Origin of the sequence: Pseudomonas furukawaii, from assembly GCF_002355475.1 — a bacterium.
In the GTDB taxonomy this organism is placed as follows: domain Bacteria; phylum Pseudomonadota; class Gammaproteobacteria; order Pseudomonadales; family Pseudomonadaceae; genus Metapseudomonas; species Metapseudomonas furukawaii.
This window is the reverse complement of record NZ_AP014862.1, coordinates 1,219,842-1,246,484: the sequence shown is the minus strand read 5'-3', so window position 1 is coordinate 1,246,484 and position 26,643 is coordinate 1,219,842. Positions and strand designations below refer to the sequence as shown.

The window sequence follows — 26,643 nt, the reverse complement described above, 5'->3', positions numbered from 1 at the left end:
GCACGCGAGTGCCACGAAAAGACTGATGCCTGACCTAACCGGACGCAAGCAAACATGATCAAAAACCTGCGGTTCAGCCACAAGATTCTGCTTGCCGCCTCGCTGGTGGTAATAGCAGCGTTCTCGCTGTTCACCCTGTACAACGATTATCTGCAAAGGAATGCGCTCCGTAACGACCTGGAAAACTACCTGCAGGAAATGGGGGATGTGACCGCCAGCAACATCCAGAACTGGCTCTCGGGCCGGATCCTGCTGGTGGAAAGCGTGGCCGAATCCCTGGCCGCCAACCCCTCGGCCGAGGCGGTGCCCGGCATCCTGCAGCAGCGGGCCCTGGCCTCCACCTTCGCCTTCACCTACTTCGGCAGCCAGGACGGCCAGTTCACCATGCGCCCGGACAGCGCCATGCCCGAAGGCTACGATCCGCGCACCCGCCCCTGGTACCAGGGCGCCAAGACCGCCGGCGGCACGACCCTCACCGAGCCCTATGTGGACGCGGCCACCGGCCAACTGATCATGACCATCGCCACGCCCGTGCAGTCCCTGGGCGTGGCGGGTGGCGACCTCAGCCTGGAAACCCTGGTGAAGATCATCAACGCCCTGGACTTCGACGGCATGGGCTACGCCTTCCTGGTCAGCGCCGACGGCAAGATCCTGGTCCACCCGAACAAGGACCTGGTGATGAAGAGCCTGCGCGACGTCTTCCCGCAGAACACGCCGAGCATCAGCACCGGCTTCTCCGAGGTGGAACTGGACGGCGCCACGAACATCCTCACCTTCGCCCCGGTCAAGGGCCTGCCGACGGTGAACTGGTACATCGGCGTCGCCGTGGAGAAGAGCAAGGCCTACGGCATGCTCACCGAGTTCCGCACCTCCGCCCTCATCGCCACCGTAATCGCCGTGGTGCTGATCATCCTGCTGCTGGGCATGCTCATCCGCGTGCTGATGCAACCCCTGCACACCATGGGTCGCGCGATGCAGGACATCGCCCAGGGTGAAGGCGACCTGACCCGCCGCCTGGCGATCCACGCCCAGGACGAGTTCGGCGAGTTGGCCAGCGCCTTCAATCGCTTCGTCGAACGCATCCACGGCTCCATCCGCGAGGTGTCCTCGGCCACCGGCCAGGTCAGCCAGGTGGCCCGACTGGTGCTCAGCGCCTCCAACTCGTCCATGAGCAACTCCGACGAGCAGGCCAACCGCACCAACAGCGTGGCCGCGGCCATCAACGAACTGGGCGCCGCCGCCCAGGAAATCGCCCGCAACGCCGCCGACGCCTCCCACCAGGCGTCGTCCGCCCGCACCCTGGCGGAAGACGGGCGCCAGGTGGTGGAACGCACCATCGGCGCCATGAACGAGCTGTCCACGAAGATCCGCGCCTCCTGCGGCAATATCGAGACCCTGAACAGCAAGACGGTGAACATCGGGCAGATCCTCGAGGTCATCAAGGGCATCTCCGAGCAGACCAACCTGCTGGCGCTGAACGCCGCCATCGAGGCCGCCCGCGCCGGTGAGGCCGGTCGTGGCTTCGCCGTGGTGGCGGACGAGGTGCGCAACCTCGCCCATCGCACCCAGGAATCGGCCCAGGAAATCCAGAAGATGATCGAGGAGCTCCAGGTGGGGGCCCGCGAAGCGGTGGAGACCATGACCGAGAGCCAGCGCTACAGCGAGGAAAGCGTGCAGATCGCCAACCAGGCCGGCGAGCGCCTGGGCAGCGTGACCCAGCGTATCGGCGAGATCGACGGCATGAACCAGTCGGTGGCCACCGCCACCGAGGAGCAGACCGCCGTGGTGGACTCGCTGAACATGGACATCACCGAGATCAACACCCTGAACCAGGAAGGCGTGGAAAACCTCCAGGCCACCCTGCGCGCCTGTGCCGACCTCGACCAGCAGGCCGCGCGCCTGCAGCAACTGGTAGGCAGCTTCCGCATCTGAGGCGGCAGTCCCCCGGATGGAAGAAAGGCGCCCTAGGGCGCCTTCTTCTTGTCCTCCCGCTCGCGCCGCATCCGCTCCCAGAGCGCCTCGGCACCGGGGAAATCGGTGCCATGCTCCTCGCTCAGCTCGTCGGGGTCGTAGCGACGGACACAACCCTCTCCCAGGGTCGGTGGTGGCGTGGCGGTGGCGCGATCGAGGGGATCGGACATGAGCGGATTCCTCAGACTTCCGGCGGCTGGTCGCGCTCATGCTGGGCGAAGGCCTTCACCGCCCGCAAGACGTCGCGACGGCTGATCACCCCCACCAGCACGCCCTCCTCCACCACCGGGAACTGCTCGCGGCCTTCCCGCAGGAATCGCTGGCAGATCTCGATGATGTCGGCGTCGGGGGAAACCGTCTCCAGCTGGGTGCACATGTAGTTGGCGACGCAGCCGCCGACTTCTTCGTAGTAGGCACCGGAGAGGATGCCGCGCAGGCAATCGCCATCCGAGATCAGGCCGATCAGGTGGCCCTGGGAATCCACCACCGGTGCGCCGTTGATGCGGTGTTCCAGCAGGCGCTCGATGGCGAGGAAGAGGTCGGTGTCGGACCGGAACGTCACCTGATGGTGAGTCATGTAGTCACGCACCTTGATGGACTTGAGCATGGCGGGCTCCTTTGGCCGTCGACCGGCAATGGCGCCCGCCGACGGGATCAATCGAAGACGACCGTCTTGTTGTCGTGCACCAGCACCCGGTCTTCAAGGTGATAGCGTAGCCCACGGGACAGGACCATCTTCTCCACGTCCTTGCCGAGGCGAACCATGTCCTCGACGCTGTCGCGGTGAGAGACCCGCACCACGTCCTGTTCGATGATGGGGCCGGCGTCCAGTTCTTCCGTGACGTAGTGACAGGTGGCGCCGATCAGCTTCACCCCGCGCAGGGAGGCCTGGTGATAGGGCTTGGCGCCCACGAAGGACGGCAGGAAGCTGTGATGGATGTTGATCACCTGGTGGGCATAGCGCTGGCACAGCGCCGGCGGGAGGATCTGCATGTAGCGCGCCAGTACCACGGTATCGGCGTTGTGCTCCTCCACCAGGCGGGAGACCTCGTCGAAGGCCGGCTGCTTGTCCTTCGGGTCCACCGGGACATGGAAGTAGGGGATTCCGTGCCATTCCACCATGCTGCGCAGGTCGTCGTGGTTGGCGATGACGCAGGGAATCTCGCAATCCAGTTCACCGCTGTGCCAACGGTGCAGCAAGTCCGCCAGGCAGTGGGACTCGCGACTGGCCATCAGCACCACGCGTTTCTTCACTTCCGAGTCGGTCACCCGCCACTCCATGGAGAACTGACGGGCGATGGGGGCGAAGGCCTGGCGAAAACCCTCCAGGTCGAACGGCAGGGAGTCGGCCCGGATTTCATGGCGCATGAAGAACCAGCCGCTCTGATTGTCCGAATGATGGCTGGCTTCGGTAATCCAACCGTTATAGGTAGCCAGGAAGTTGCTGACCTTGGCTACGATGCCGACGCCGTCCGGACAGGCAATCACCAGACGAAATGTGCGCATGGGGGAACACTCCAGAGACTTCGCGAAGGCGGCCATTCTAGCCACAGCGCGGGAAAACTTCAGTAACCCCGTGAAGCCCGGGGCTGAAGGTCGTCCGGATCAATTCAGAGGCCATAACTAAGAGCGGTGAACCCATCGAAATTAGCCTCTGCCGCAGCATAAATAGGTGGCACCCGGTCTACGCGACTAATATCAACTAGGCGCAACCAGGAAAGCGTACAAAAGTTTTCCTGCTTATTTACTTGCAGATAATCGCTGTCTATTATTGCTGACACTTAGCTAACGCAAGTCATCACTAGATTCCAACAAGGGACGCCGTCATGTCGCTGATCAACGAATACCGGGCCACGGAAGAAGCCATCAAGGAGCTCCAGGAGCGCCTGAAGAACCTGTCCCAGGACGACAAACTGCAGAAAGAACTCGAGTTCGAAGGCAAACTGCGCGCACTGATGGGTGAATACCAGAAGTCGCTGCGCGACATCATCGCCCTGCTCGACCCCGAATCCCGCAACGCGAAACTGCCCCGCGCCACCAAGGCCGCGGCGCCCACCGCCAAGCGCGCTCGCAAGGTCAAGCAGTACAAGAACCCGAACACCGGTGAGGTCATCGAGACCAAGGGCGGCAACCACAAGACTCTGAAAGAGTGGAAAGCCAAGTGGGGCGCCGACACTGTTGAAAGCTGGGCCACCATTCTGGGCTGAGTCTCGCGCAATTAAGAACGCCAGCAATCGCTGGCGTTTTTTATTGCCCGAAGAAATGCCCGGATTGTTTTCCGGGTCTTTCTCACAACTGATAGCGCGTGCGCAGCTCCGTGGCATATCGACGCCACTCCAGCAACACCGCCTGCTGTGCGGGCTCTGCCTTTGACTGGAACTCCTCCAGGGCCTGGAAAAAACTCTCCAAGGTATTAGGCGCCCCGAATTCCGGGCTCTTCAGGCGATTTCTGCAAAACTCGACCCAGCGCGAGCGGTCGACTTCCGACAAAGTTTCGGGGAAGTTTCTGGCGCGGTAACGGAATAGCAACTCCGGCAAGCGCGGATCATCGAATGGCCAGTTCTCCAGACCAAGGCGCTGTGGGTCGGCGCGTCGAACTTGTTCGCACAATCGACGATCGCGATCCCCGAGGAATCCGTCATACAACTGCTGCTCCGGATCATCCAGGGCCGTGAACGCTTCCTCGGCATAAAGGATCGGCAACTTCGGTTGCCAGAGCGGAGCTTCTTCCACCAGCAGGGCGGCGCGGCGCTGGCAGAGTTCCAGGTCGACGCCCAGGCGCTGGCGATCGCCCTCCCGCAGCACGTTCAAGGGCGCCACCACCGGACAACGATTGATGTGCAGCAGCTTGAGGGGCACCGGCAACTCGCCCTCGGCCAACTCGTCGCGACGGGTATAGAGGCGCTGCCGCAGCTGTTCGGCGGACAGCTCCAGCAGGGGCGCCGGATCGGCCTGCAGGTCGAGCACGACCAGCGCGTTGCGATTGCGCGGATGCCAGGCCAGGGGCAGGGACACCGACAGGAAATGCCGCTCCGCCGAGAAGCGCCCCGAGATATGAACCAAAGGCTGCAGCAGGCGGACCTGATCCTGGACCTTGTGCTTGCTGCGCAACTGGAAGAGGTAATCGAACAGCTTCGGCTGGCGCTGGCGCACCAGGCGCGCCAGCGCGATGGTGGCGCGCACGTCGGACAGCGCATCGTGGGCCTGGCCATGGTCGATGCCGTTGGCGGCGGTGAGCAGCTCCAGGCGCAGGCTGACCCGCCCGTCCTGCTGCGGCCACTCGATGCCCTCCGGGCGCAGGGCGTAGGCGGTGCGCATGAGGTCGATCAGGTCCCAGCGGCTGTTACCCCCTTGCCATTCGCGGGCATAGGGGTCGTAGAAGTTGCGGTAGAGGCTGTAGCGGGTGACCTCGTCGTCGAAGCGCAAGCTGTTGTAGCCGGCGCCACAGGTTCCCGGGAGCGACAGTTCGGCATGCACCCGGTGCATGAACTCGGCCTCGCCCAGGCCTTTCTCCGCCAGGGTGCCCGGCAGGATGCCGGTCACCAGGCAGGCGGCGGGATGAGGCAGGATGTCGTCGCTCGGCCGGCAGTAGAGGTTGATCGGCTCACCGATCTCGTTGAGCGCTTCGTCGGTGCGGATGCCCGCCACCTGCAGCGGCCGGTCGCAGCGCGGATTGATGCCGGTGGTTTCGTAGTCGTGCCAGAAGATGCTGGAAGTCACGGCGTCCCCCCTTGTTGGTGAGGCCGCAGTCTAACACCGGGGCCCGGGCGCCCCACGGCCGGAGCGGTTGCCGAGCGGATCGGCCCACCCCTAGAATCGCCGCCACCCGACGATCTCCAAGGACAAGGAAGGCCCCATGCCCAGACTCCCCCACGCGACGAGCACCTCTCGCTCCGGGCGTATCGCCGGTCGCCTCTGCAGTCCTCTCACGGCATGACGCCCAGCCCCGCCCCTGCCGGTTGCCTCGATACCGGCCGCTCGCTAGCATCGGGCTTTCCCCTCGACGCCCCGCCGATGCCCGCCACCCGACCAGACCACGCCGACACGCCGTCCTTCCCCCTGGATACGCGCTACCAGGTGGAAACGCCCGAAGGCATCGACCTGGTGCTGCGGCCGGCCGGGGTCCTGCCACGTGCGCTCGCCTACGCGATCGACCTGGGCCTGCGTGGCGTCATCATGCTGGTCCTGTTCGTCGTGCTCGCCCTGCTCGGGCAGTTCGGCTTCGGTCTCGGGCTGATCCTGATGTTCCTGCTGAACTGGTGGTACATGGTGCTCTTCGAGGTGCTCAACCAGGGACGCTCACCCGGCAAGCACATCATGGGACTGCGCGTCGTGCATGACGACGGCACGCCCATCGGCTGGGCCTCCTCCCTGGTGCGCAACCTGCTGCGCGTGGTCGACCTCCTGCCCTTCGGCTACTGCGTGGGCCTGGTCAGCAGCCTGCTGCACCCGGCCTTCAAGCGATTGGGCGATATCGCCGCCGGCAGCCTGGTGGTCTACCGCGAGGGTCGCGGCGAACGGCCGGCCCTGCCCGAGGCGACGGCGGAACGCGCGCCCTTCTCCCTGACCCTCGCCGACCAGCGCGCCCTGATCGGCTTCGCCGAACGCCAGGCGAGCCTTTCGCCGGCCCGCCGGACGGAATTGGCCGCCCTGCTCGCCGAGCCCCTGGGCACCTCGGCGGAACAGGCCCAGGCCCGGATCAATGGCATCGCACGCGGGCTGATGGGGACGGAGACGCCATGAAGCAGGTCCTCTTCGAGCGCCAGCACCAGGCCCGCTGGAACGCCTTCGCCGAAACCCTGGCACGCCTGGAGAAGGGCAAGGCCGCGCGCCGACTGGACGACTTCGCCGCCGACTACCGGCAACTCTGCCAGCACCTCGCCCTGGCCCAGGAGCGTGGCTACAGCAGTCACCTGGTGGAGTACCTGCAAGGCCTGGCCATGCGCGGCCACCAGCAGTTCTACCGCCATCGCAGCCACCTCGGCTCGCGGCTGCTGGGCTTCATCCTTGGTGGTTTTCCGCGTCTGGTGCGCAGCCAGTGGCGCAGCATCCTCGCCGCGAGCCTGCTGTTCTACGGCAGCCTGCTGCTCATGGGCCTGCTGGTCCACACCTGGCCGGACCTGGTCTACAGCCTGATGGACCCGGAACAGGTGTCCTCCATGGAAAGCATGTACGACCCGGACGCCCGCCGGATCGGCCCCATGAGCGAGCGCGACTCCGGCGATGACTGGATGATGTTCGGCCACTACATCATGAACAACATCGGCATCGCCTTCCGCACCTACGCCGGCGGCCTGCTGTTCGGCGTCGGCAGCCTCTTCTTCCTGCTGTTCAACGGGCTCTACATCGGCGCCGTGGCCGGCCACCTGACGCAGATCGGCTTCGGCCAGACCTTCTGGTCCTTCGTCATAGGCCACGGCGCCTTCGAGTTGACCGCCATCGCCTTCGCCGGGGGCGCCGGGCTGCAGCTCGGCTGGGCCCTGCTCGCGCCGGGGCGCCTGAGTCGCGGCGAGGCCCTGCGCCTGGCCGCCGCACGCAGCATCAAGCTGGTAGCGGGCGTCATCCTGCTGCTGGTGATCGCAGCCTTCGTCGAGGCCTACTGGTCGTCCATGACCCAGGTGACGCCCCAGGTGAAGTACGCCGTGGGCGCCGCGCTCTGGCTGCTGGTGGGGCTCTACTTCGGCCTGGCCGGCAGGAGGTCCCATGCGGCTGACTGACGCCAGCGTCGCGATTCGCCCCCGAACCAGCTGGGAGGCCCTGGACCTGGGCGTGCTGCTGGCGCGCCGGCACTTCGGCCTGCTGATGGGCAGCTGGGCCCTGGTGACCCTTCCGCTGTTCGCCCTGCTCAGCGCCCTCTGCTGGAGCTACCCAGGCCTGGCCGTGTTCCTCTTCTGGCTGCTGAAGCCGGCCTACGAACGCCTCCCGCTGTACATCCTCTCCCGCGCTCTGTTCGGCGACACCCCCAGCCTGAAGGAGGCGCTGCGCGCCTTCCCACGCCTGCTGAAACCGCAGCTGATCGCCAGCCTCACCTGGCGTCGACTCAGCCCCACCCGCAGCTTCGACCTGCCGGTGCTGCAACTGGAGGGGCTTTCCGGGCAGGCCCGCAGTCAGCGCCTGGTGGTGCTGGGCCAGCGCGATGCCGGTGGCGCCACCTGGCTGACCCTGATCGGCGTCCACCTGGAACTGGTGCTCTGGTTCGGCCTCACCAGCCTGCTGTACCTGATGCTGCCGGAACAGGTCACCGAGGAATGGAGCTGGCAGAAACTCCTGGAAATGGCCTCCGGCGACTGGCTCTGGCTGGAGCACCTGTCCAACGGCTTCTACGCCCTGGCGCTGGTGCTCTGGGGGCCGATCTACGTGGCGTGCGGCTTCACCCTCTACCTCAACCGCCGTACCGCGCTGGAAGCCTGGGACATCGAGCTGCAGTTCCGCCGACTGCGCCAGCGCCTCACCGGAACCGCCTATGCCGTGCTGCTGGGCCTGGGTCTGCTGCTGGCCCAGGCGCCCCCACCGGCGCTGGCGGCCTCCCCCATCGCCACCTGCCCCGCGCCCCAGGCCTTCCTCGACGGCCCCTCGGCGCAGCGCCTGACCCAACAGGCCCTGACCGGCGCCCAGGCCCAGGCGGACATCCAGGCCCTGCTGGACCAGCCGCCCTTCCAGAACCGTGAGACCGTCACCCTCTGGCGCCTCGGGGGTGACCGGCCCGCAGCGGAAGGCAGCGACGACAACCAGGGCTGGCGCGACTTCATCCGCCGCCTCTTCGACTTCGCCCAATACGCCCGGGGCCTGGACAGCGTCACCCTGGTGGCCAAGGCCCTGCTCTGGGGCCTGGTTATCGGCCTGCTGGTCCTGCTGCTGTGGCGCTACCGGGACTGGATCAGCGCCTTCGCCGAACGCGTCGGCCTGCCCCGACGGCGAACCCGCGAAGCCCCGGCCGTGCTCTTCGGGCTGGAACTGGCTCCCGAAAGCCTGCCCGAGGATGTCGCCGGTGAAGCCGAGCGGCTCTGGGCGGAGCATCCCCGGGCAGCCCTGGGCCTGCTCTATCGCGCCCTGCTGAGCCGATTGCTGCATGACTTCCGCCTGCCCCTCAGGCCCTCCCACACCGAAGGCGAAGTCCTGCAACTGGTGGGCAGCCTCGGCCAGGATGAACTGGAAGCGTACAGTCGGACACTTACCCGCCATTGGCAGGACCTGGCCTACGGCCACCGCCTGCCCGAGTCGACACTGCGCCAGGACCTCTGCGACGGCTGGCGGCGCGTATTCGCCACGGCGGCCACGCCATGAGCCTGCGACCGCGTTTCCTCATCGGCACCACCGTGCTGCTGCTCCTGGGGCTGGCGCTCGTCTACATCGTCGGGCGCCTGGAGCCCTACACCGAAACCCTCGAGCACGGCCCCTCGCCCGAGGCCAGGGGCAACCCCTACCTCGCCGCCGAACACTTCCTGCGCAAACAGGGGCTGGACGTGAACCGCGCCGACGGCCTGGAGGTGCTGGACCGGTTGCCAAGCGCCGGCCATACCCTGCTGCTGCTCGGCAGCCGTGAACGGATGACCCCGCGCCAGGCCGACCGCCTGCTGGACTGGACCAGTCGCGGCGGCCACCTCCTGTTCATCGCCGAACGGCTCTACGACGAGGACACCGGCAAGAGCGGCGACCTCCTGGCGGACCGCCTGGGCGTCCAGCAGTACGAAAGCTCCGACCTCAAGGAAGACGCTGAGGGCGAAGAATCGGCGGATGGCGATGCCGCCCCAGCCGATAAGGACGGGGAGCGGGCCGAGCACGACCCCTTCCCCGAGCTGACCAAGCTCTACCTGGAGAACGAACGGGCCCCCGCCTACGTCAGCTTCGACACCGGGTTCCACCTCTACGACAGCCAGAACCGTGCCCACGCCTGGGCCAACAGCGCCCATGCGACCCACATGCTCCAGCTCAACCAGGGCGACGGAGTGGTCACCGTGCTCACCGACGGCTGGATCTGGCAGAACAACGAGATCGACCAGTACGACAACGCCTGGCTGCTCTGGTACCTCAGCCAGGACAGCGCCGTCACCCTGCTCTATCGCGCCGAACGGGACAGCCTCGCTACCCTGCTCGGCCGCCACTTTCCCGAAGCCCTGGTGGCCCTTGGACTGCTCCTGATCCTGTCGCTCTGGCACCTTGGCCAGCGCCAGGGCCCCCTGCAGGCTCCCGCCAGCCTCGCCCGTCGGCAACTGGAGGAGCACCTGCGCGGCAGCGCCGACTTCCGCCTCCGCCACAGTGGCCAGGCCGGCCTGCTACAGGGCCTGCAGAAAGACATCCAGCGCCGCGCCCGGCACCGCCACCCCGGTTTCGAGCGGCTGCCCGTGGCCGACCAGTGGCAGGTGCTGGGTCGCCTGACCCGCCTGCCACCGAGCGCCATCAGCCAGGCCATGCGCCCGCTGCCGAAGCAACGGCTCAACGCCGCCGAATTCACCCGCCAGGTCGCCCACCTGCAAACCCTCAGGAATGCCCTATGACGAGCGAACAGATACCCGACCCGTCGCCCTCCGAAACCGGCGGCGCCGTTCCCTCGGCCGCCACCCAGCGAGCCCGCGCGACCCAGTTGGCCCAGGCCCTGCGCCAGGAACTGCAGAAGGCCGTGGTGGGCCAGGCTGCGGTCATCGACGACGTGCTGACCGCCCTGCTCGCCGGCGGCCACGTGCTGGTGGAAGGTGTCCCCGGACTCGGCAAGACCCTGCTGGTACGCGCCCTCGCCCGTTGCTTCGGTGGCGAGTTCTCGCGCATCCAGTTCACCCCGGACCTGATGCCCAGCGATGTCACCGGCCACGCCGTGTACGACATGCAGAGCGAACAGTTCAAGCTGCGCAAGGGGCCGGTCTTCACCCACCTGCTGCTGGCGGACGAGATCAACCGCGCCCCGGCCAAGACCCAGGCCGCCCTGCTGGAAGTGATGCAGGAACGCCAGGTGACCCTGGAGGGCCGGGCGCTACCGGTGCCCCAGCCCTTCCTGGTGCTGGCCACCCAGAACCCCATCGAGCAGGAGGGCACCTACCCCCTGCCGGAGGCGGAACTGGATCGCTTCATGCTCAAGCTGCGCATGGACTACCCGGCCGCCGACGAAGAACTCAGTCTGGTGCGCCAGGTCACCCGCTCCGCCAGGGCCGACATGCTGGACGTGACGCCCCTGCGCACCCTGCTCCAGGCCCGGGACGTGCTGGCCCTGCAGAAGATCGCCAGCGAACTGCCGGTGGATGACCAGGTGCTGGACTACGCGGTGCGCCTGGCGCGCGCCACCCGCAGTTGGCCGGGGCTGGTCATGGGAGCCGGCCCCCGCGCCTCCATCGCCCTGGTACGTGGTGGCCGCGCCCGCGCGCTGCTGCGGGGCGGGGACTTCGTGCTGCCTGACGACATCAAGGGCTGCGCCCTGGCCGTGCTGCGCCACCGCGTGCGCCTGTCGCCGGAACTGGATATCGAGGGCCTGTCGGTGGACCAGGTGCTGCAACAACTGCTCGACCAGGTGCCGGCACCCCGCCTATGAAGCCTTCCTCCACGCTGCTGGCGCTGACCGGAGGCTTGCTGGCGCTGGCCCTGGCACTGGGCGTCACGTCGGCCCTGGGCGTCCGCGTGCCGGCACAACTGGAGCCCCTCTGGTGGGGCCTGCTGGGGGCGTTGCTCCTGCTCGCCCTGCTGGATGCCCTCTGGCTGCGCCGCCTGCCCTCGCCACGCCTAGAACGCACCCTGCCGGGCAACCTGGCCCTGGGACGCTGGAGCGAGGTGCGCCTGACCCTGCATCACGACTACGACCGCTCCGTGCAGGTGGAGCTGTTCGACCAGGTACCGGGCGCCATGGCGTTCGAAGACCTGCCAAGACGGGTGGCGCTGCACCCGGGCGAGCACACCGACTTCGGTTACCGGGTGCGCCCTGTACGGCGAGGGCACTTCCACTTCCCCGCCTGCGAGTTGCAACTGCCCAGCCCCCTGGGCCTGTGGCGACAGCGGCGCGCACTCGAACTGCCCGGTGAAGCCCGCGTCTACCCCGACTTCGCCCGCCTCTATGGCGCCCAGCTGAAGGCGGTGGATGACTGGTTGAGCCAGATCGGCGTGCGCCAGCGGCCGCGCCGTGGCCTCGGCCTGGAATTCCACCAGCTACGGGACTTCCGTGATGGCGACACCCTGCGCCAGATCGACTGGAAGGCCACCGCCCGCAAACGCACCCCCATCGCCCGGGAGTACCAGGACGAGCGGGACCAGCAGATCGTCTTCCTGCTGGACTGCGGTCGTCGTATGCGCAGCCGGGACGGCGACCTGTCCCACTTCGATCACGCCCTCAACGCCAGTCTGCTGCTGAGCTACGTCGCCCTGCGCCAGGGCGATGCGGTCGGCCTGGCCACCTTCGCCGCCGACCGGGACCGCTACCTGCCCCCGGTCAAGGGGCCGGCCCAACTCAATGTATTGCTCAATGGCGTCTACGACCTGGACAGCACCTTGCGCCCAGCCGATTTCACCGCCGCCGCCGACACCCTGCTGGCCCGCCAGCACCGCCGCGCGCTGGTGGTCCTGGTGAGCAACCTGCGGGACGAGGACGACGCCGAGCTGTTCAACGCGGCCAAACGGCTGGGCCGCCAGCATCGCCTGCTGGTGGTGAGCCTCCGCGAAGAGGTGCTCGACCACCTGCGCCAAGCCCCGGTGCAAGGGTTCGAGGACGCCCTGGCCTACTGCGGTACGGTGGACTACCTCAACGCCCGCAACGGCCTTCACGAACGCCTCGTCGCCCACGGCGTCCCGGTGCTGGACGCCCGCCCCAGCGAGCTGGGGCCGGAGCTGGTGAGCCGCTACCTGGCCTGGAAGAAGGCGGGAGCCCTGTAACCCCGGGAGCCGGCGGACCGCTTCGCGGGCAAGCCCGCTCCTACAGGGCTGCGGCGTGAACTGGTTTCGCAGGAGCCGGCTCGCCGGCGAATGACACGGACCTATTCGCGGGCGAGCCCGCTCCCACAGGGCTGCGGCGTGACCTGGTTTCGTAGGAGCCGGCTCGCCGGCGAATGACGCGGACCTATTCGCGGGCAAGCCCGCTCCTACAGGGCTGCGGCGTGGCCTGGTTTCGTAGGAGCCGGCTCGCCGGCGAATGACGCGGAGCGCTTCGCGGGCAAGCCCGCTCCTGCGACGAAAAAAAGGCGAAGCCACCGGCTTCGCCTTTCTCATTCGTCATATCCGTGAACCGGACACTCAGTGGTGCTTGCGCGGCACCGGCTTGAGCAACTCGGCCGGAGGGGTCTCGCAATTGATCTTGCGCCCCAGCAGCGCCTCGATGGGCGGCAGGGCGAAGGCATCGTCCTCGCCCGCGAAGCTGATGGAGGTGCCACTGGCGCCGGCGCGGCCGGTACGGCCGATGCGGTGCACGTAGTCGTCCGGGTCTTCCGGCAGGGTGAAGTTGATCACGTGGCTGATGCCGTCGATGTGGATGCCACGGCCCGCCACGTCGGTGGCCACCAGCACGCGGATCTTGCCTTCGCGGAAGCCTTCCAGGGTGCGGATGCGCTTGTGCTGGGGCACGTCACCGGACATCTGGGCGGCACTGATGCCGTCCTTGGTCAGGCGTTCCTCGATGCGGCGCACCTCGTCCTTGCGGTTGGCGAAGACCATCACCCGCACCCAGTTGTTCTGGGCCACCAGGTTGTAGAGCAGCTTGTACTTGTCGCTGCCGGCCACGGCGTAGACATGCTGCTCAACGGTTTCGCTGGCCACGTTCTCCGGCTCGATCTCGACGATGGCCGGGTCGACGGTCCACTGCTTGGCGAGGTTCATCACGTCTTCGGTGAAGGTCGCGGAGAACAGCAGGGTCTGGCGCTCGCCCTTGTAGGGAGTCTGGCGAATGATCTGGCGAACCTGGGGGATGAAGCCCATGTCCAGCATGCGGTCGGCCTCGTCCAGCACCATCACCTCGACCATGTCCAGGTGCACCTCGCCGCGCTGGTTGAAGTCCAGCAGGCGACCGGGCGTGGCCACGAGGATGTCGCAGAAGCGGGATTCCAGCTGCTTGAGCTGCTTGTCGAAGTCCATGCCGCCCACGAAGCTCATGACGTTGAGCCCGCTGTACTTGGTCAGGCCCTCGGCATCCTTGGCGATCTGCACCACCAGCTCGCGGGTCGGCGCGATGATCAGCGCACGGGGCTCGCCCATGTAGCGCTCCTTCGGCGGCGGAGTCTGCAGCAGCTGGGTGATGGTCGAGATGAGGAAGGCGGCGGTCTTGCCGGTGCCGGTCTGGGCACGGCCGATCGCGTCCTTGCCCTTGAGGGTATGGCCGAGCACCTGGGCCTGGATCGGGGTGCAGTAGGGGAAGCCCAGGTCGTGGATGGCATGCATCAGCCGAGGGTCGAGGTTGAAGTCATGGAAGCGGGTCTTGCCTTCCTGGGGCTCCACCACGAAGTCCTCGAGCTTCCAGGTGTCGACCTGCGCCGCAGCCTTGGCCGGACGCTCACGACGCGGTTTATCGGACCTGGGCTTGTCGCTGCGCGGTTTTTTCTCAGCGCGTGGCGCACGTTCGCCCGCGTCCTGGGCCTTTTCACCGGCCTCGCGGGGCGCTTTCTTAGGTTTGGCCGGACGCTCGTCCTTCGGGGCCTGAGTGGGGGTTGGAGCGGTAGGAGCCGGAGCGGCCTGGGGGGCCTCGCCCTTGCTGAAAATCTTCTTGAGTGCCTTGAGCACGGTGATCTCGTCGATTGATTAAGGAATGAACGGCTGCCAGTGTAAAGCAAGATGCCCGCCAGGCGAAATGCCACGGGCATCTCCGCTCTTGACTTGGCCTATGGAAGTGTCTCCAGCAGCAGCCGACGTACATTGCCGCCCATGATCGCGGCGATATCGGCATCGCTGAAGCCATCCTCCTTCAGCCCCTGGGTCAGCAGGGCCAGGCCGCTGGTATCGAAGGGCGTATGCACGGTGCCATCGAAGTCCGAGCCCAGGGCGACATGGGCCACCCCTACCCGGTCGGCGGTGTAGCGGATGGCGCGGACGATGGCCTTGACCGAGGTGTCGCAGACGGCGGTGTCCCAATAGCCGATGCCGATCACCCCGCCGGTGGCGGCGATGCCCCGCAAGTGGGCGTCGCTCAGGTTGCGCGTCCCGGGACAGGTGCCTTCGACACCGGTGTGGGACACCAGCACCGGGCGCTCGGCCATCTTCAGTACATCGTCGATGAGGGCCCGGGACGCATGGGCCAGGTCCACCAGCACCTTCTTCTCTTCCAGGTGGGCGATGACACGACGCCCGAAGGGGGTCAGGCCTCCTTTTTCCAGGCCATGGGCGGAGCCTCCCACCTCGTTGTCGAAGAAGTGGGTTAGGCCGGCGATACGGAATCCCGCGTCATAGAGACGGTCGACGTTTTCCAGCCTGCCCTCGAGGGGGTGCAGGCCTTCGGTGGCGAGCAGGGCGGCGACCCGGTTGGGGTCCCGCTCCCAGGCCGCCAGGTAGTCGGCGAAGTCCTGGCGGCTGCGCACCAGGACCAGCTTGCCCTGGCTGCGGGCGGCGGCATCCTGCAGGCGCTGCGCCTGGTAGAGCGCACGTCCCAGCAGGCTGTTCCAGGTCGACTTGGGCCAGCGCTGCGCCAACACCAGGAGGGTGATGTTGTCGCTGTCGGCGCCGTTGCGTTCGTAATTCAGCCCGCGCGGAGTCTTGGTGACCGTGGAGAACACCTGCAAGCCCACGCGCCCCTCCAGCAGTCGCGGAAGGTCGCTGTGGCCGAAGTCGTGGCGCTCCAGCAGGTCGCGGTTCCAGAGCAGCGCATCGTCATGCAGGTCGGCGACGAACAGGGTCTTGTGCAGGTTCTCGGCTGCACCGGACGCCTGGTAGGGCGGCGGCGTCGCCACCGTGTTCATGTTGCGGTCGATCAGTTGCGGCAGGAAGAAGAACAGGCCCAGCCCCACGGGGAGCAGCACCAGCAGAGCGATCAAGAGTTTGCGCATAACAGCATCCCGGCTTTGTCATTGTGCGGCGACTCTAGCAGACCGTTGATGACCGGATGGCTCGCGCTCCGGCGCGAACCTGGCACCCGCCTCCTCTCCAGCGCGGACCATGGGCTGTCGGCATCACTAGCCACTCAAACGATTCCGGCCGTCCTGCTTGGCCTGGTAAAGCGCTTCGTCGGCCCTTCCGATCAGGGCCTGGAGGCTGTCCGGGCGGCGCATCTCCGCCAGCCCGATGGACACGGTGATGCCGGGCAGGACCCCCAGCGGGGAATAGAAGGAAGGAATCTGCGCCAGGCTGTGGCGCAGTCGCTCGCCGATGACGCGGGCCTCGTCACCGGCTATCTCCGGCAGGAGGATGACGAACTCCTCGCCTCCGAAACGGGCCATGCTGTCTTTGGGCCTCAACTGGTTCCGCAGGGTATGGGCCACCAGGCAGAGCGCGTAGTCGCCGGCCAGGTGGCCGTGGCAGTCGTTGTAGGCCTTGAAGTGGTCGACATCCAGCATGAGCAGCGACAACGGTTGCTCATTGAAGGCGCAGCGGTTGCTCTCCCGCTGGTAGATATGCTCCAGCCAGCGGCGGTTGAAGAGCCCGGTCAGGGTATCGATCTTGGCGCTCTGCTCGGTGTCGAGAATGACCCGGTTCCCCTGGCGCACGCGCTCGCAGAGCACCTCCAGCAGGTTCTGCATCAGTTGCGGCGCCTGCTGGAACAGGCTGGCCAGGGAGTGTCGATGCAGGCGCAGGGCACTGGTGGGCTCGCTGGCGACCACGTAGGCGCAGGGGCGGTCGTTGTCGATGAAACTGATCTCGCCAGCGCACTCCCCGGGCTCGACGGTGCTCACCGGGCTGTTGTCCAGGGACCCCAGGTAGACCTTCAGCCGCCCCTTGAGCACCAGGTAGAGGTACTGGTTGCGATTGAAGGGCGAAAGCACGACCTCGCCCGCCTCCAGGTCGCAGGCGTGAAACTCCTTCAGCAACAGCTGGAGGTTGCTTGCGGCGACGTTCTGGAACAGGCGCAGGCGACTCAACAGCGCCAGGTCTTCTTGCCAATGGACATGCTTCATGGCTGCAACGACCTCGGGAGGCAGTCGAAGCGGACGACACCGCTGACCATCCCTGTCTCAAGTGTTAACCCGGTGCGACAGTATTCCCGCACTTTTTGTCTGGCAATGCCTGCCCCCCAGCTGACCGACAGACGGCCGGATCACTGTCAGGAACGCGACGATTCCGTTCATTCGCAACCGTTTTGCAACAGGTTTCAGGGCGCGCAACGGTACCCGGGCGAGCGTCCCCGAGCGCGACGGTTCAATGGATGGAGGCGATGGAGAGCCGCCCGGAAGGGCGGCCCGCGCCTGGAGTATAGATAGCTCCTGGCCATCAGTCGGAACTTCGCGCCACAGTCCACCGGGCGGGTCAGGTCCGGGAGGCGGGATCAGCTGTGCAGGCGCTCCACCAGCCAGGCGCCGATGTCGCGGACCTGCTGCGGCAGCACCTCGTGGGCCATCGGGTAGTCACGCCAGCCCACCGGAACCCCGGCGGCGGCCAGGCGGTCATGGGCGGCACGGCCCATCGCGGGCAGCACCACATCGTCGAGGGTGCCATGCAGGCAGAGCACCGGCAGTTGCCGTTTCGCATCCGGCAGCGTCATGCCGTCGGTGAAGGTGGGGCCATAGGTGGACAGCGCCAGCACGCCCCCCAACTCGTCTTCCCAGCGCAGGAAGGCGGTGTGCAGCACCACGGCACCTCCCTGGGAGAATCCGGCGAGGAAGATGCGGCGCGGCTCGATGCCGCCATCCACCTGGGCCTGCGCCAGGGCCATCACCTGCTGCGCGGAGGCCTCCAGCTGCGCCTCGTCGATGGCCCGCTCCGGACTCATGGCGAGGATGTCGTACCAGGACGGCATGGCCCAGCCGCCATTGATGGTGACCGCGCGGGTCGGGGCCTGGGGCAGCACGAAGCGCGTGGTGCCGAGCACGTCCTGCAACGCCTCGGCCACCGGCAGGAAGTCATAGCGGTCCGCGCCCAGGCCGTGGAGCCAGATGACGCAGGCATCGGCACGGTGTGTGGGTTCGAGGATCAGTGTGTCGCTCATGTGGGGCTCCGTTGTGGTGCATCTGCACATTCGTAGGGCATCACCCTCTGAAGGGGTGGTTTGATAACTGAAAAATATGTCGCACCGCTAAAACTTTACCTATTGACCTATCGGAATCGGCCTACTGGCACCTTGCTGGTACGCCCCTTGCAGAAATACCCGGGACTGATTCACGTGCGGTGGGCGGTAACACAGGCCCCGCCGTGCAACGGGTTGGGCAGCGGCCAGGCCGCTGCCTTGCAGGTGGGCCGCCGTTGCCATTCCGGCACCGAGCGGGTCGCAAATCCGTCTCCAGCCCACTCGACCAGTGGGCGAGGAAAGGTCTGGTGGCGAGCGGAGCAGCGCCAACTAGACTCCTTCCTTAGGTCTGACACACCGGTTGACCTTTTCCAGTGCATGAAAGGTCGAACCTGCCTCACGAGGGTACGGCGGTGGGACCGAGACTCCAACACCAATAAAAGCAACTGGAGGTTTTGATGAAGATGGTGAAATCCACCCTGGCCGTGCTGACCGCGGCAACCGTTCTCGGTGTCAGCGGTTTCGCTCAGGCGGGCGCCACCCTGGACGCGGTGAAGAAGAAGGGCTACGTGCAGTGCGGCATCAGTGACGGCCTCCCGGGCTTCTCCTACGCCGATGGCAAGGGCAACTACAAGGGCATCGACGTGGACGTGTGCCGCGCCGTCGCCGCCGCCGTGTTCGGCGACGCCAGCAAGGTCAAGTACAGCCCGCTGACCGCCAAGGAACGCTTCACCGCCCTGCAGTCCGGCGAAGTGGATGTGCTGTCCCGCAACACCACCTGGACCAGTTCCCGCGATGCCGCCATGGGCCTGAATTTCGCCGGCGTGACCTACTACGACGGCCAGGGCTTCCTGGTGAACAAGAAGCTCGGCGTTTCCAGCGCCAAGGAACTCGATGGCGCCACCGTCTGCATCCAGGCCGGCACCACCACCGAGCTGAACCTGTCCGACTACTTCCGCGCCAACAACCTGAAGTACACCCCCATCACCTACGACACCTCCGACGAGAGCGCCAAGTCCCTCGAGTCCGGTCGTTGCGACGTGCTGACCTCCGACCAGTCCCAGCTCTATGCCCAGCGCATCAAGCTGGCCGCACCGGACGAGTACGTGGTGCTGCCGGAAGTGATCTCCAAGGAACCCCTGGGCCCGTCCGTGCGCCAGGGTGACGAGGAGTGGTTCGACATCGTGCGCTGGTCGCTGTTCGCGATGGTCAACGCCGAGGAACTGGGCATCACCTCGAAGAACGTCGAGGAGATGGCCAAGACCACCAAGAACCCGGACATCGCCCGCCTGCTGGGCACCGAAGGCGAGTTCGGCAAGGACCTGAAGCTGCCGAAGGACTGGGCGGTGCAGATCGTCAAGCAGGTCGGCAACTACGGCGAGATCTTCGAAGCCAACGTCGGTGCCGGCAGCGAGCTGAAGATCGAACGTGGTCTCAACGCCCTGTGGAACAAGGGCGGTCTGCAGTACGCACCGCCGGTGCGCTGACCGTCGCCCGGCGGTGACATGAAGTCGCCGCCGGGTCTGAGTTCCATACAAGACGTGAACCCTGGCCGGCCGTCCCCCATCCGGCCGGCCAGCGGTTCCTAGAGGGCTGTCATGCAAAAACCCGCTACCGCCCCGCGTGCCCCGAAAGGCTCGGTCCTGACCGACCCCAAGGCGCGCGCGTGGCTATTCCAGATCATCGCCGTCATCGCGGTCGTCGCAATGGGCTGGTACCTGTTCCAGAACACCCAGCACAACCTCGAACAACGCGGCATCCTTTCCGGCTTCGATTTCCTCGAGCAGAGCGCCGGCTTCGGCATCTCCCAACACCTGATCGACTACAACGAGAGCCACAGCTACGCCCGGGTCTTCGTCATCGGCCTGCTCAACACCCTGCTGGTGTCGGGCATCGGCATCTTCTTCGCCACCCTGCTCGGCTTCCTGCTGGGCGTGGCGCGCCTGTCGCCGAACTGGCTGATCCGCAAGCTCGCCACCGTCTACATCGAAGTCTTCCGCAACATCCCACCGCTGCTGCAGATTTTCTTCTGGTACTTCGCGGTGATGCTGCCCATGCCGGGGCCGCGCCAGAGCCTGGCCCTCGGCGAGCACTTCTTCCTCAACAACCGCGGCCTGTACATGCCGGCCCCCACCATGGCCGAAGGCTTCTGGCCCTTCCTCGTCGCCGTGGCGCTGGCATTGCTCGGCATCATCGCCATCGCCCGCTGGGCCAAGGCCAAGCGTGAAGCCACGGGCCAGCGCTTCCCGGTGCTGCTCAGCGCCCTGGCGCTGCTGGTGGTGATCCCGGGGCTGGCGTCCCTGGCGTTCGGCTCGCCCTTCACCTGGAGCATGCCGGCGCTGCAGGGCTTCAACTTCCGCGGCGGCTGGGTGGTGATCCCGGAACTGATCGCCCTGACCCTGGCGCTGACCGTGTACACCGCCGCCTTCATCGCCGAGAACGTGCGCTCCGGTATCCAGTCGGTGAGCCACGGCCAGACCGAAGCGGCGCGCTCCCTCGGCCTGCCCGGCGGCAAGACCCTGCGCCTGGTGATCATTCCGCAGGCCATGCGCGTCATCATCCCGCCGCTCACCAGCCAGTACCTGAACCTGACCAAGAACTCGTCGCTCGCGGCCGGCATCGGCTACCCGGACATGGTCTCGCTGTTCGCCGGCACCGTGCTGAATCAGACCGGACAGGCCATCGAGGTGATCGCCATCACCATGAGCGTCTACCTGGCCATCAGCATCAGCATTTCGATGTTGATGAACTGGTACAACAAGCGCATCGCGCTGATCGAGCGGTGAGGCCCGAACCATGACGACACATGTATTCAAGCCCGACCAGCCGCCACCCCGGACCACCGTGGGCGCCGTCGGCTGGCTGCGCAGCAACCTCTTCTCCAATTGGTTCAACACCCTGCTGACCCTGCTCGCCATCTACCTGGTGTGGCTGATCGTGCCGCCGCTGCTGCAGTGGGCCTTCTTCCAGGCCGACTGGACCGGCACCACCCGCGCCGACTGCACCAGCGAGGGCGCCTGCTGGGTCTTCATCAAGGTGCGCTTCGCCCAGTTCATGTACGGCTTCTACCCGGAAGCCCTGCGCTGGCGCGTGGACCTGGCCGTCTGGGTGGCGATCATCGGTGCCGCACCGCTGTTCGTCCCCCGGTTCCAGTTCAAGGTGAAGTACGGCCTGGCCTTCCTGGTGATCTACCCGCTGGTGGCCTACTGGCTGCTGCATGGTGGATTCCTGGGGCTGGAAACCGTCTCCACCAGCCGCTGGGGCGGCCTGATGCTGACCCTGGTGATCGCCGCCGTGGGCATCGTCGGCGCGCTGCCGCTGGGCATCATGCTGGCCCTGGGACGACGCTCCAATATGCCGGCGATCAAGGTCATCTGCGTGACCTTCATCGAATTCTGGCGGGGCGTGCCGCTGATCACCGTGCTCTTCATGTCCTCGGTGATGCTGCCGCTGTTCCTGCCGGAAGGCCTGTCCTTCGACAAGCTGCTGCGGGCCCTGATCGGCGTGATCCTCTTCCAGTCGGCCTACATCGCCGAAGTGGTGCGGGGCGGCCTGCAGGCCATCCCCAAGGGGCAGTACGAGGCGGCCGGGGCCATGGGCCTGGGCTACTGGCGGATGATGGGCCTGGTGATACTGCCGCAAGCCCTGAAACTGGTGATCCCCGGCATCGTCAACACCTTCATCGCGCTGTTCAAGGACACCAGCCTGGTGATCATCATCGGCCTGTTCGACCTGCTCAACAGCATCAAGCAAGCCACCACCGACCCGGCCTGGCTGGGGATGGCCACCGAAGGCTACGTCTTCGCCGCCCTGGTGTTCTGGATCTTCTGTTTCGGCATGTCCCGCTACTCCATGAGCCTGGAGCGCAAGCTGGACACCGGCCACAAGCGTTAGGAGTCACCCCATGACTGAAGCAAGCAAGAAAACCGCCGGCGAACCCATCATCCGCCTGCAGGGCGTGAACAAGTGGTACGGCCAGTTCCACGTGCTCAAGGACATCAACCTGGACGTGCAGCAGGGCGAACGCATCGTCCTCTGCGGCCCGTCCGGTTCCGGCAAGTCCACCACCATCCGCTGCATCAACCGCCTGGAGGAACACCAGGCCGGCCGGATCATCGTCGATGGCACCGAACTGACCAACGACCTCAAGCACATCGAGGCGATCCGCAGCGAAGTGGGCATGGTGTTCCAGCACTTCAACCTGTTCCCGCACCTCACGGTGCTGCAGAACTGCACCCTGGCCCCGATGTGGGTGCGCAAGATGCCCAAGCGCCAGGCCGAGGAAATCGCCATGCACTACCTGGAGCGCGTGCGCATCCCGGAACAGGCGAACAAATACCCCGGCCAGCTCTCCGGCGGCCAGCAGCAGCGCGTGGCCATCGCCCGCGCCCTGTGCATGAAGCCGAAGATCATGCTGTTCGACGAGCCCACCTCCGCGCTGGACCCGGAAATGGTCAAGGAAGTCCTCGACACCATGGTCGGGCTGGCCCAGGACGGCATGACCATGCTCTGCGTGACCCACGAGATGGGCTTCGCCCGCACCGTGGCGGACCGGGTGATCTTCATGGACAAGGGCGAGATCGTGGAACAGAACGAGCCCCACGCCTTCTTCGACAACCCGCAGAACGAGCGGACCAAGCTGTTCCTGGGACAGATCCTGCACTGAGTACGGATGGCCGAATGAGAAAGGGAGCCCTCGGGCTCCCTTTTTCATGGCTTCGCGGATTGGCCCGCGGTACGCACCCTCATCAGTCGCCGTAGATATCGAAATCGAAGTACTTGGCCTGGATCGCCTGGTACTTGCCATTCTGCCGCAGGGCCTTGATCGCCCCATCGAACTGCTCACGGAGCGCGTCATCACCCTTGCGCACGGCGATCCCGGCGCCCTCGCCGAAATACTTGGGATCGTTCAGCACCGGCCCGACAAACTCGTAGTCCTTGCCGTTATCGGTCTTCAGGAAGCCTTCGTTCAGGGGGAAGACATCCGCCAGCACGGCATCCAGGCGGCCGGACAGCACGTCCAGGTAGATCTCGTTCTGGGTGCTGTAGCGCACCACCTTCACCCCCTTGGGCTCCAGCACCTCGGTGGCGAAGCGATCGGTGGTGGTGGAGCGCTGGGTACCGACGGTCTTGCCCACCAGGCTCTTGAACTCCGGATCCACCGCACTGCCCTTCTTCATCACCAGGCGCGCCGGGCTGTAGTAGTACTTGCCGGTGAAATCCACCGACTTGCGACGCTCCTCGGTGATGGTCATGGACGACAGCACCGCATCCACCTTCCTCACCTTGAGGGAGGGAATCAGCCCGTCGAACTCCTGCTCGATCCACTGGCACTTGACCTTCATTTCCTCGCACAGGGCATTGCCGATGTCGTAGTCGAAACCGGCGATCTGGCCGTCCGGGGTCTTGAAGGCGAAGGGCGGATAGGCGGCTTCGATGCCGATGCGCAGGGCATTGTCGGCGGCGAAGGCGCTGGAGGCGATGAGGCCGAGGGCAAGGCTGCCCAGGAGGACGAACTTCTTCATGGTGTGGCTCCCGCAGTACGGAATGGGGTCCGCCACGGTGCGTGACGAACCGGTTCGAAATGGATGTGCGAGGCAGCGAAGGAAACCGCGCCGAGGCGGTTTCGAGGGGGCGTTGGCTGATGCTGGGTCATCGTGGATGCCGCCGTTTTGTACTTGTGAGTCCATACTGGACTCAAATGTACACATCGTCAATCGCCCATGAAAAAGCCCGGCGAACCAGGCTTCGGAAGGGACCAGCAGCTTGTCGAGGCGCGCTCATCCACCCCGGCGATGCATCATTTCCAGCGTTCGGCGGCCGCCTTGTCGCTGCAGCGCCCTTCCACCCAGCGGGGGCCCTCGGGGGTGTCTTCCTTCTTCCAGAAGGGAGCGCGGGTCTTGAGGAAGTCCATGATGAAGTTGCAGGCGTCGAATGCCGCCTGGCGATGGGCGCTGGCGGTGCCGACGAAGACGATGGGCTCGCCCGGCTCCAGCCGGCCGATGCGGTGGAGGATCTCCACGTTGAGCAACGGCCAGCGCTCGCCGGCCTCAAGGGCGATCTTCTCCAGGGCCTTCTCGGTCATGCCGGGATAGTGCTCGAGGTACATGCCCGCCACGTCCTGGCCATCATTGAAATCCCGCACGTAGCCGACAAACCCCACCACCGCACCAATCCCCACGTTGGCGGCGTGCAGGGCATTGAGCTCCCGGCCCGGATCGAAGGCGGATTCCTGCACGCGAATGGCCATGTCAGCCTCCTGTCACGGTGGGGAAGAAGGCGACCTCGTCACCGTCGACCAGGGCCTCGTCCAGGCTGCACAGCTCCTGGTTGCGGGCGCACATCAGGTTCTGCTCCGCCAGCACGTCCCAGACGCCGCCACGGGCCAGCAGGTGCCGACGCAGGTCATCCAGCTTCGCGAAGGCCGAGTCCCAGTTGAGTTGCTCGCCGTCGATGCCGAGCGCTTCACGGTAACGGGCGAAATACTGCACGCGAATCATCTTCACTCCCCGGCCTTGTAGTGGCCGCTCTTGCCGCCCAGCTTCTCCAGCAGGCGCACCTGTTCGATGGTCATGCCGCGATCCACCGCCTTGCACATGTCGTAGATCGTCAGCGCCGCGACGCTGGCGGCGGTCAGGGCTTCCATTTCCACCCCGGTCTGCCCCGCCAGCTTGCAACGGGCGACGATGCGCACGCAGTCATCGCCCTCGGCATCCAGCTCCACCTTGACGCTGGTGAGCATCAGGGGGTGACACAGGGGAATCAGGTCGGAGGTCTTCTTCGCCGCCTGGATGCCGGCGATGCGCGCCACGGCGAATACGTCTCCCTTGGGGTGGCCGCCGGACTGGATCATGGCGAGGGTTTCCGGATGCATGCGCACACGGGCTTCGGCCGTCGCCTCACGGGCCGTCACCGCTTTTTCGGTGACGTCGACCATGTTGGCGCGACCTTCGGAATCGAGATGGGTTAGCACAGCAAGTCTCCTCGGGCAGGAGACCGATTGTATACAGAAATCCTCACCGGGCGGCAGGGGCCGCCCGGCGGGAGGTGAAGGTCACATGTGGGCTTCGGCGTACTCGGCCAGCACGGAGCGCGGCACACCCTGGAGGGTGATGTGCACGCCGTGGGGGAAGTCCTTGAAGCGTTCGGTGAGGTAGGTGAGGCCCGAGCTGGGGGCCGACAGGTAAGGGGTGTCGATCTGCGCCAGGTTGCCCAGACAGATCACCTTGGAGCCGGTGCCGGCACGGGTGATGATGGTTTTCATCTGGTGCGGCGTCAGGTTCTGGCACTCGTCGATGATGATCAGGCTCTGCTGGAAGCTGCGGCCACGGATGTAGTTGAGGGATTTGAACTGCAGCGGCACCTTGCTGAGGATGTAGTCCACGCTGCCATGGGTGTTCTCGTCGTCCATGTGCAGGGCTTCGAGGTTGTCGGTGATCGCCCCCAGCCAGGGCTCCATCTTCTCGGCCTCGGTACCCGGCAGGAAGCCGATCTCCTGGTCGAGCCCCTGTACGCTGCGGGTGGCGATGATGCGCCGGTAGCGCTTGCTCACCATGGTCTGCTCGATGGCGGCGGCAAGCGCCAGGATGGTCTTGCCCGAGCCCGCCGCGCCGGTGAGGTTGACCAGGTGGATATCCGGGTCCAGCAGCGCGTAGAGCGCCAGCGCCTGGTACACGTCACGGGGACGCAGGCCCCAGGCTTCCTGGTGCAGCAACGGCTCCTGGTGCAGGTCGAGGATCAGCAGTTCGTCGTTGCGGATGCCCTTGATCCAGCCGACGAAGCCCTGTTCATCGACGATGTACTCGTTGACATGGACCGCCGGCAGGTTGTCGGTAAGCTGCACCCGGTGCCAGGTCCGACCATGATCCTGGCGGGTTTCCACCTTGCTCACGCGGTCCCAGAAGGAGCCCGTCATGTCGTGGTAGCCCCGGGACAGCAGGGAGACGTCGTCCACCAACTGGTCGGTGTGGTAGTCCTCCGAGTCGATCCCGCAGGCACGCGCCTTCAGGCGCATGTTGATGTCCTTGGTCACCAGCACCACGGACATGCCCGGGCGACGACTCTTCAGCTCCACCAACTGGTTGATGATCTTGTTGTCGTTGAGGTCTTCCGGCAGCCAGGTGATAGGGGCTGCGCGCTTGCTCATGAGGATCGAGAGAAAGCCGCAGGGGCCGCTCTTCTCTCGCTGGATGGGGACTCCGTGCTCCACTTCCTCAGGGGTGGCACCGCTGAGGATCTTGTCGATGTTGCGAATGGCCTGCCGGCATTCAGCGGCGACCCCCTGCTTGCCGGTCTTGAGCTTGTCCAGTTCCTCCAGCACGGTCATGGGAATGGCCACGTGGTGTTCCTGGAAATTCAACAGGGCGTTGGGATCGTGAATCAGGACATTGGTGTCGAGCGCATACAAGGTTGGAGCGGTAGGGCGGGAGCGTCCGTGGTCATCCATACTCGTTCACCTTCTTATCGGGCCAGGCGACGGAATGCCAGGGAGGCGCTCCGCCGCGGGGGACCGCCAACCTCCTCGCTCCGGGTCATGCCGGAGCGAGGGAAGGTGCCAACGAGGTGAGGGCCATTGGCCGCCACCTGTCTGCAGGATTCGGCGGTCTTGGCTTTTTAATACTCCATTC

Annotated in this window: 25 protein-coding genes; 12 read left to right on the top strand and 13 right to left on the bottom strand. The window is 65.9% G+C overall.

Annotated elements, in window-relative coordinates:
* Window positions 1-54 precede the first annotated feature (54 nt).
* Window positions 55-1,932 (top strand): methyl-accepting chemotaxis protein, encoded by a 1,878-nt coding sequence (locus KF707C_RS05785; protein WP_003448919.1) that lies wholly within the window; start codon window positions 55-57, stop codon window positions 1,930-1,932.
* A gap of 32 nt (window positions 1,933-1,964) precedes the next feature.
* Here the strand turns inward: KF707C_RS05785 and KF707C_RS29435 are convergent, their stop codons facing one another.
* The 3 genes from KF707C_RS29435 to purU are packed head-to-tail and all read right to left on the bottom strand — an operon-like array spanning window position 1,965 to window position 3,477.
* Window positions 1,965-2,141, bottom strand: a complete 177-nt coding sequence (locus KF707C_RS29435) for a hypothetical protein (protein WP_003448907.1) — start codon at window positions 2,139-2,141, stop codon at window positions 1,965-1,967.
* Between the two features lie 11 nt (window positions 2,142-2,152).
* Window positions 2,153-2,578: a CBS domain-containing protein gene (locus KF707C_RS05780; protein WP_003448906.1), complete on the bottom strand. Its 426-nt coding sequence runs from the start codon at window positions 2,576-2,578 to the stop codon at window positions 2,153-2,155.
* Window positions 2,579-2,625: 47 nt separating this feature from the next.
* Entirely contained in the window at window positions 2,626-3,477 is an 852-nt protein-coding gene (gene purU / locus KF707C_RS05775) for a formyltetrahydrofolate deformylase (protein ID WP_003448905.1), read from the bottom strand.
* A 320-nt stretch (window positions 3,478-3,797) separates the two neighbouring features.
* Here purU and mvaT point away from each other — a divergent pair, with 320 nt between their 5' ends.
* A complete protein-coding gene (gene mvaT, locus KF707C_RS05770; protein WP_003448904.1) occupies window positions 3,798-4,178 on the top strand; it encodes a histone-like nucleoid-structuring protein MvaT in 381 nt (126 codons plus the stop codon).
* 82 nt (window positions 4,179-4,260) lie between these two features.
* On the opposite strand, the gene sbcB is transcribed toward mvaT, so the two are convergent.
* Window positions 4,261-5,691 (bottom strand): exodeoxyribonuclease I, encoded by a 1,431-nt coding sequence (sbcB, locus tag KF707C_RS05765; RefSeq protein WP_003448903.1) that lies wholly within the window; start codon window positions 5,689-5,691, stop codon window positions 4,261-4,263.
* Window positions 5,692-5,985: 294 nt separating this feature from the next.
* On the opposite strand from sbcB, the gene KF707C_RS05760 reads away from it, so the two are divergent.
* Genes KF707C_RS05760 through KF707C_RS05735 form a run of 6 tightly spaced genes read left to right on the top strand, consistent with a single transcriptional unit; the run spans window position 5,986 to window position 12,816 of the window.
* Complete coding sequence (locus KF707C_RS05760; protein WP_003448902.1) at window positions 5,986-6,714, top strand: RDD family protein; 729 nt, start codon at window positions 5,986-5,988, stop codon at window positions 6,712-6,714.
* Window positions 6,711-7,688: a stage II sporulation protein M gene (locus tag KF707C_RS05755; protein ID WP_003448901.1), complete on the top strand. Its 978-nt coding sequence runs from the start codon at window positions 6,711-6,713 to the stop codon at window positions 7,686-7,688. The genes KF707C_RS05760 and KF707C_RS05755 overlap by 4 nt, the downstream gene beginning before the upstream one ends.
* On the top strand, window positions 7,675-9,255 hold the full coding sequence (locus KF707C_RS05750; RefSeq protein ID WP_003448900.1) for a DUF4129 domain-containing protein: 1,581 nt from the start codon (window positions 7,675-7,677) through the stop codon (window positions 9,253-9,255). The genes KF707C_RS05755 and KF707C_RS05750 overlap by 14 nt, the downstream gene beginning before the upstream one ends.
* Entirely contained in the window at window positions 9,252-10,466 is a 1,215-nt protein-coding gene (locus tag KF707C_RS05745) for a DUF4350 domain-containing protein (RefSeq protein ID WP_003448899.1), read from the top strand. Before KF707C_RS05750 ends, KF707C_RS05745 begins: the two co-directional genes overlap by 4 nt.
* Complete coding sequence (locus KF707C_RS05740; RefSeq protein ID WP_003448898.1) at window positions 10,463-11,488, top strand: AAA family ATPase; 1,026 nt, start codon at window positions 10,463-10,465, stop codon at window positions 11,486-11,488. The genes KF707C_RS05745 and KF707C_RS05740 overlap by 4 nt, the downstream gene beginning before the upstream one ends.
* The gene (locus KF707C_RS05735; RefSeq protein WP_003448897.1) at window positions 11,485-12,816 is read left to right on the top strand and encodes a DUF58 domain-containing protein; all 1,332 of its coding nucleotides are present in this window, start codon (window positions 11,485-11,487) and stop codon (window positions 12,814-12,816) included. The genes KF707C_RS05740 and KF707C_RS05735 overlap by 4 nt, the downstream gene beginning before the upstream one ends.
* Window positions 12,817-13,173: 357 nt before the next feature.
* Here KF707C_RS05735 and rhlB read toward each other — a convergent pair whose 3' ends face one another.
* The 4 genes from rhlB to KF707C_RS05715 form a co-directional block, all read right to left on the bottom strand.
* A complete protein-coding gene (gene rhlB / locus KF707C_RS05730) occupies window positions 13,174-14,649 on the bottom strand; it encodes an ATP-dependent RNA helicase RhlB (protein ID WP_003448896.1) in 1,476 nt (491 codons plus the stop codon).
* Window positions 14,650-14,747: 98 nt separating this feature from the next.
* A complete protein-coding gene (locus KF707C_RS05725) occupies window positions 14,748-15,905 on the bottom strand; it encodes a dipeptidase (RefSeq protein WP_003448895.1) in 1,158 nt (385 codons plus the stop codon).
* A gap of 126 nt (window positions 15,906-16,031) precedes the next feature.
* Window positions 16,032-16,970 (bottom strand): GGDEF domain-containing protein, encoded by a 939-nt coding sequence (locus tag KF707C_RS05720; protein WP_003448894.1) that lies wholly within the window; start codon window positions 16,968-16,970, stop codon window positions 16,032-16,034.
* A gap of 368 nt (window positions 16,971-17,338) precedes the next feature.
* The gene (locus KF707C_RS05715; protein WP_003448892.1) at window positions 17,339-17,998 is read right to left on the bottom strand and encodes an alpha/beta hydrolase; all 660 of its coding nucleotides are present in this window, start codon (window positions 17,996-17,998) and stop codon (window positions 17,339-17,341) included.
* Between the two features lie 476 nt (window positions 17,999-18,474).
* Here KF707C_RS05715 and KF707C_RS05710 point away from each other — a divergent pair, with 476 nt between their 5' ends.
* The 4 genes from KF707C_RS05710 (at window position 18,475) to KF707C_RS05695 (ending at window position 22,682) form a co-directional block, all read left to right on the top strand.
* Entirely contained in the window at window positions 18,475-19,503 is a 1,029-nt protein-coding gene (locus KF707C_RS05710; RefSeq protein WP_003448888.1) for an amino acid ABC transporter substrate-binding protein, read from the top strand.
* 111 nt (window positions 19,504-19,614) lie between these two features.
* On the top strand, window positions 19,615-20,802 hold the full coding sequence (locus KF707C_RS05705) for an amino acid ABC transporter permease (protein WP_003448886.1): 1,188 nt from the start codon (window positions 19,615-19,617) through the stop codon (window positions 20,800-20,802).
* A gap of 10 nt (window positions 20,803-20,812) precedes the next feature.
* Window positions 20,813-21,910, top strand: coding sequence for an amino acid ABC transporter permease (locus KF707C_RS05700; protein WP_036991426.1), 1,098 nt, complete (start codon window positions 20,813-20,815; stop codon window positions 21,908-21,910).
* Window positions 21,911-21,920: 10 nt separating this feature from the next.
* Complete coding sequence (locus KF707C_RS05695; RefSeq protein WP_003448882.1) at window positions 21,921-22,682, top strand: amino acid ABC transporter ATP-binding protein; 762 nt, start codon at window positions 21,921-21,923, stop codon at window positions 22,680-22,682.
* An 82-nt stretch (window positions 22,683-22,764) separates the two neighbouring features.
* Here KF707C_RS05695 and KF707C_RS05690 read toward each other — a convergent pair whose 3' ends face one another.
* The 5 genes from KF707C_RS05690 to KF707C_RS05670 all read right to left on the bottom strand — a co-directional run bounded on the left by KF707C_RS05690 (window position 22,765) and on the right by KF707C_RS05670 (window position 26,462).
* A complete protein-coding gene (locus KF707C_RS05690; protein ID WP_003448880.1) occupies window positions 22,765-23,541 on the bottom strand; it encodes an ABC transporter substrate-binding protein in 777 nt (258 codons plus the stop codon).
* A gap of 275 nt (window positions 23,542-23,816) precedes the next feature.
* Window positions 23,817-24,266 carry a molybdopterin synthase catalytic subunit MoaE gene (moaE, locus tag KF707C_RS05685; protein WP_003448874.1) on the bottom strand — a complete coding sequence of 150 codons (450 nt, stop codon included), beginning with the start codon at window positions 24,264-24,266 and terminating at the stop codon, window positions 23,817-23,819.
* Between the two features lies 1 nt (window position 24,267).
* Window positions 24,268-24,516, bottom strand: a complete 249-nt coding sequence (locus KF707C_RS05680) for a MoaD/ThiS family protein (protein WP_003448872.1) — start codon at window positions 24,514-24,516, stop codon at window positions 24,268-24,270.
* Between the two features lie 2 nt (window positions 24,517-24,518).
* A complete protein-coding gene (moaC, locus tag KF707C_RS05675) occupies window positions 24,519-24,989 on the bottom strand; it encodes a cyclic pyranopterin monophosphate synthase MoaC (RefSeq protein ID WP_003448869.1) in 471 nt (156 codons plus the stop codon).
* Window positions 24,990-25,070: 81 nt separating this feature from the next.
* On the bottom strand, window positions 25,071-26,462 hold the full coding sequence (locus tag KF707C_RS05670; RefSeq protein WP_003448867.1) for a PhoH family protein: 1,392 nt from the start codon (window positions 26,460-26,462) through the stop codon (window positions 25,071-25,073).
* Window positions 26,463-26,643 lie beyond the last annotated feature (181 nt).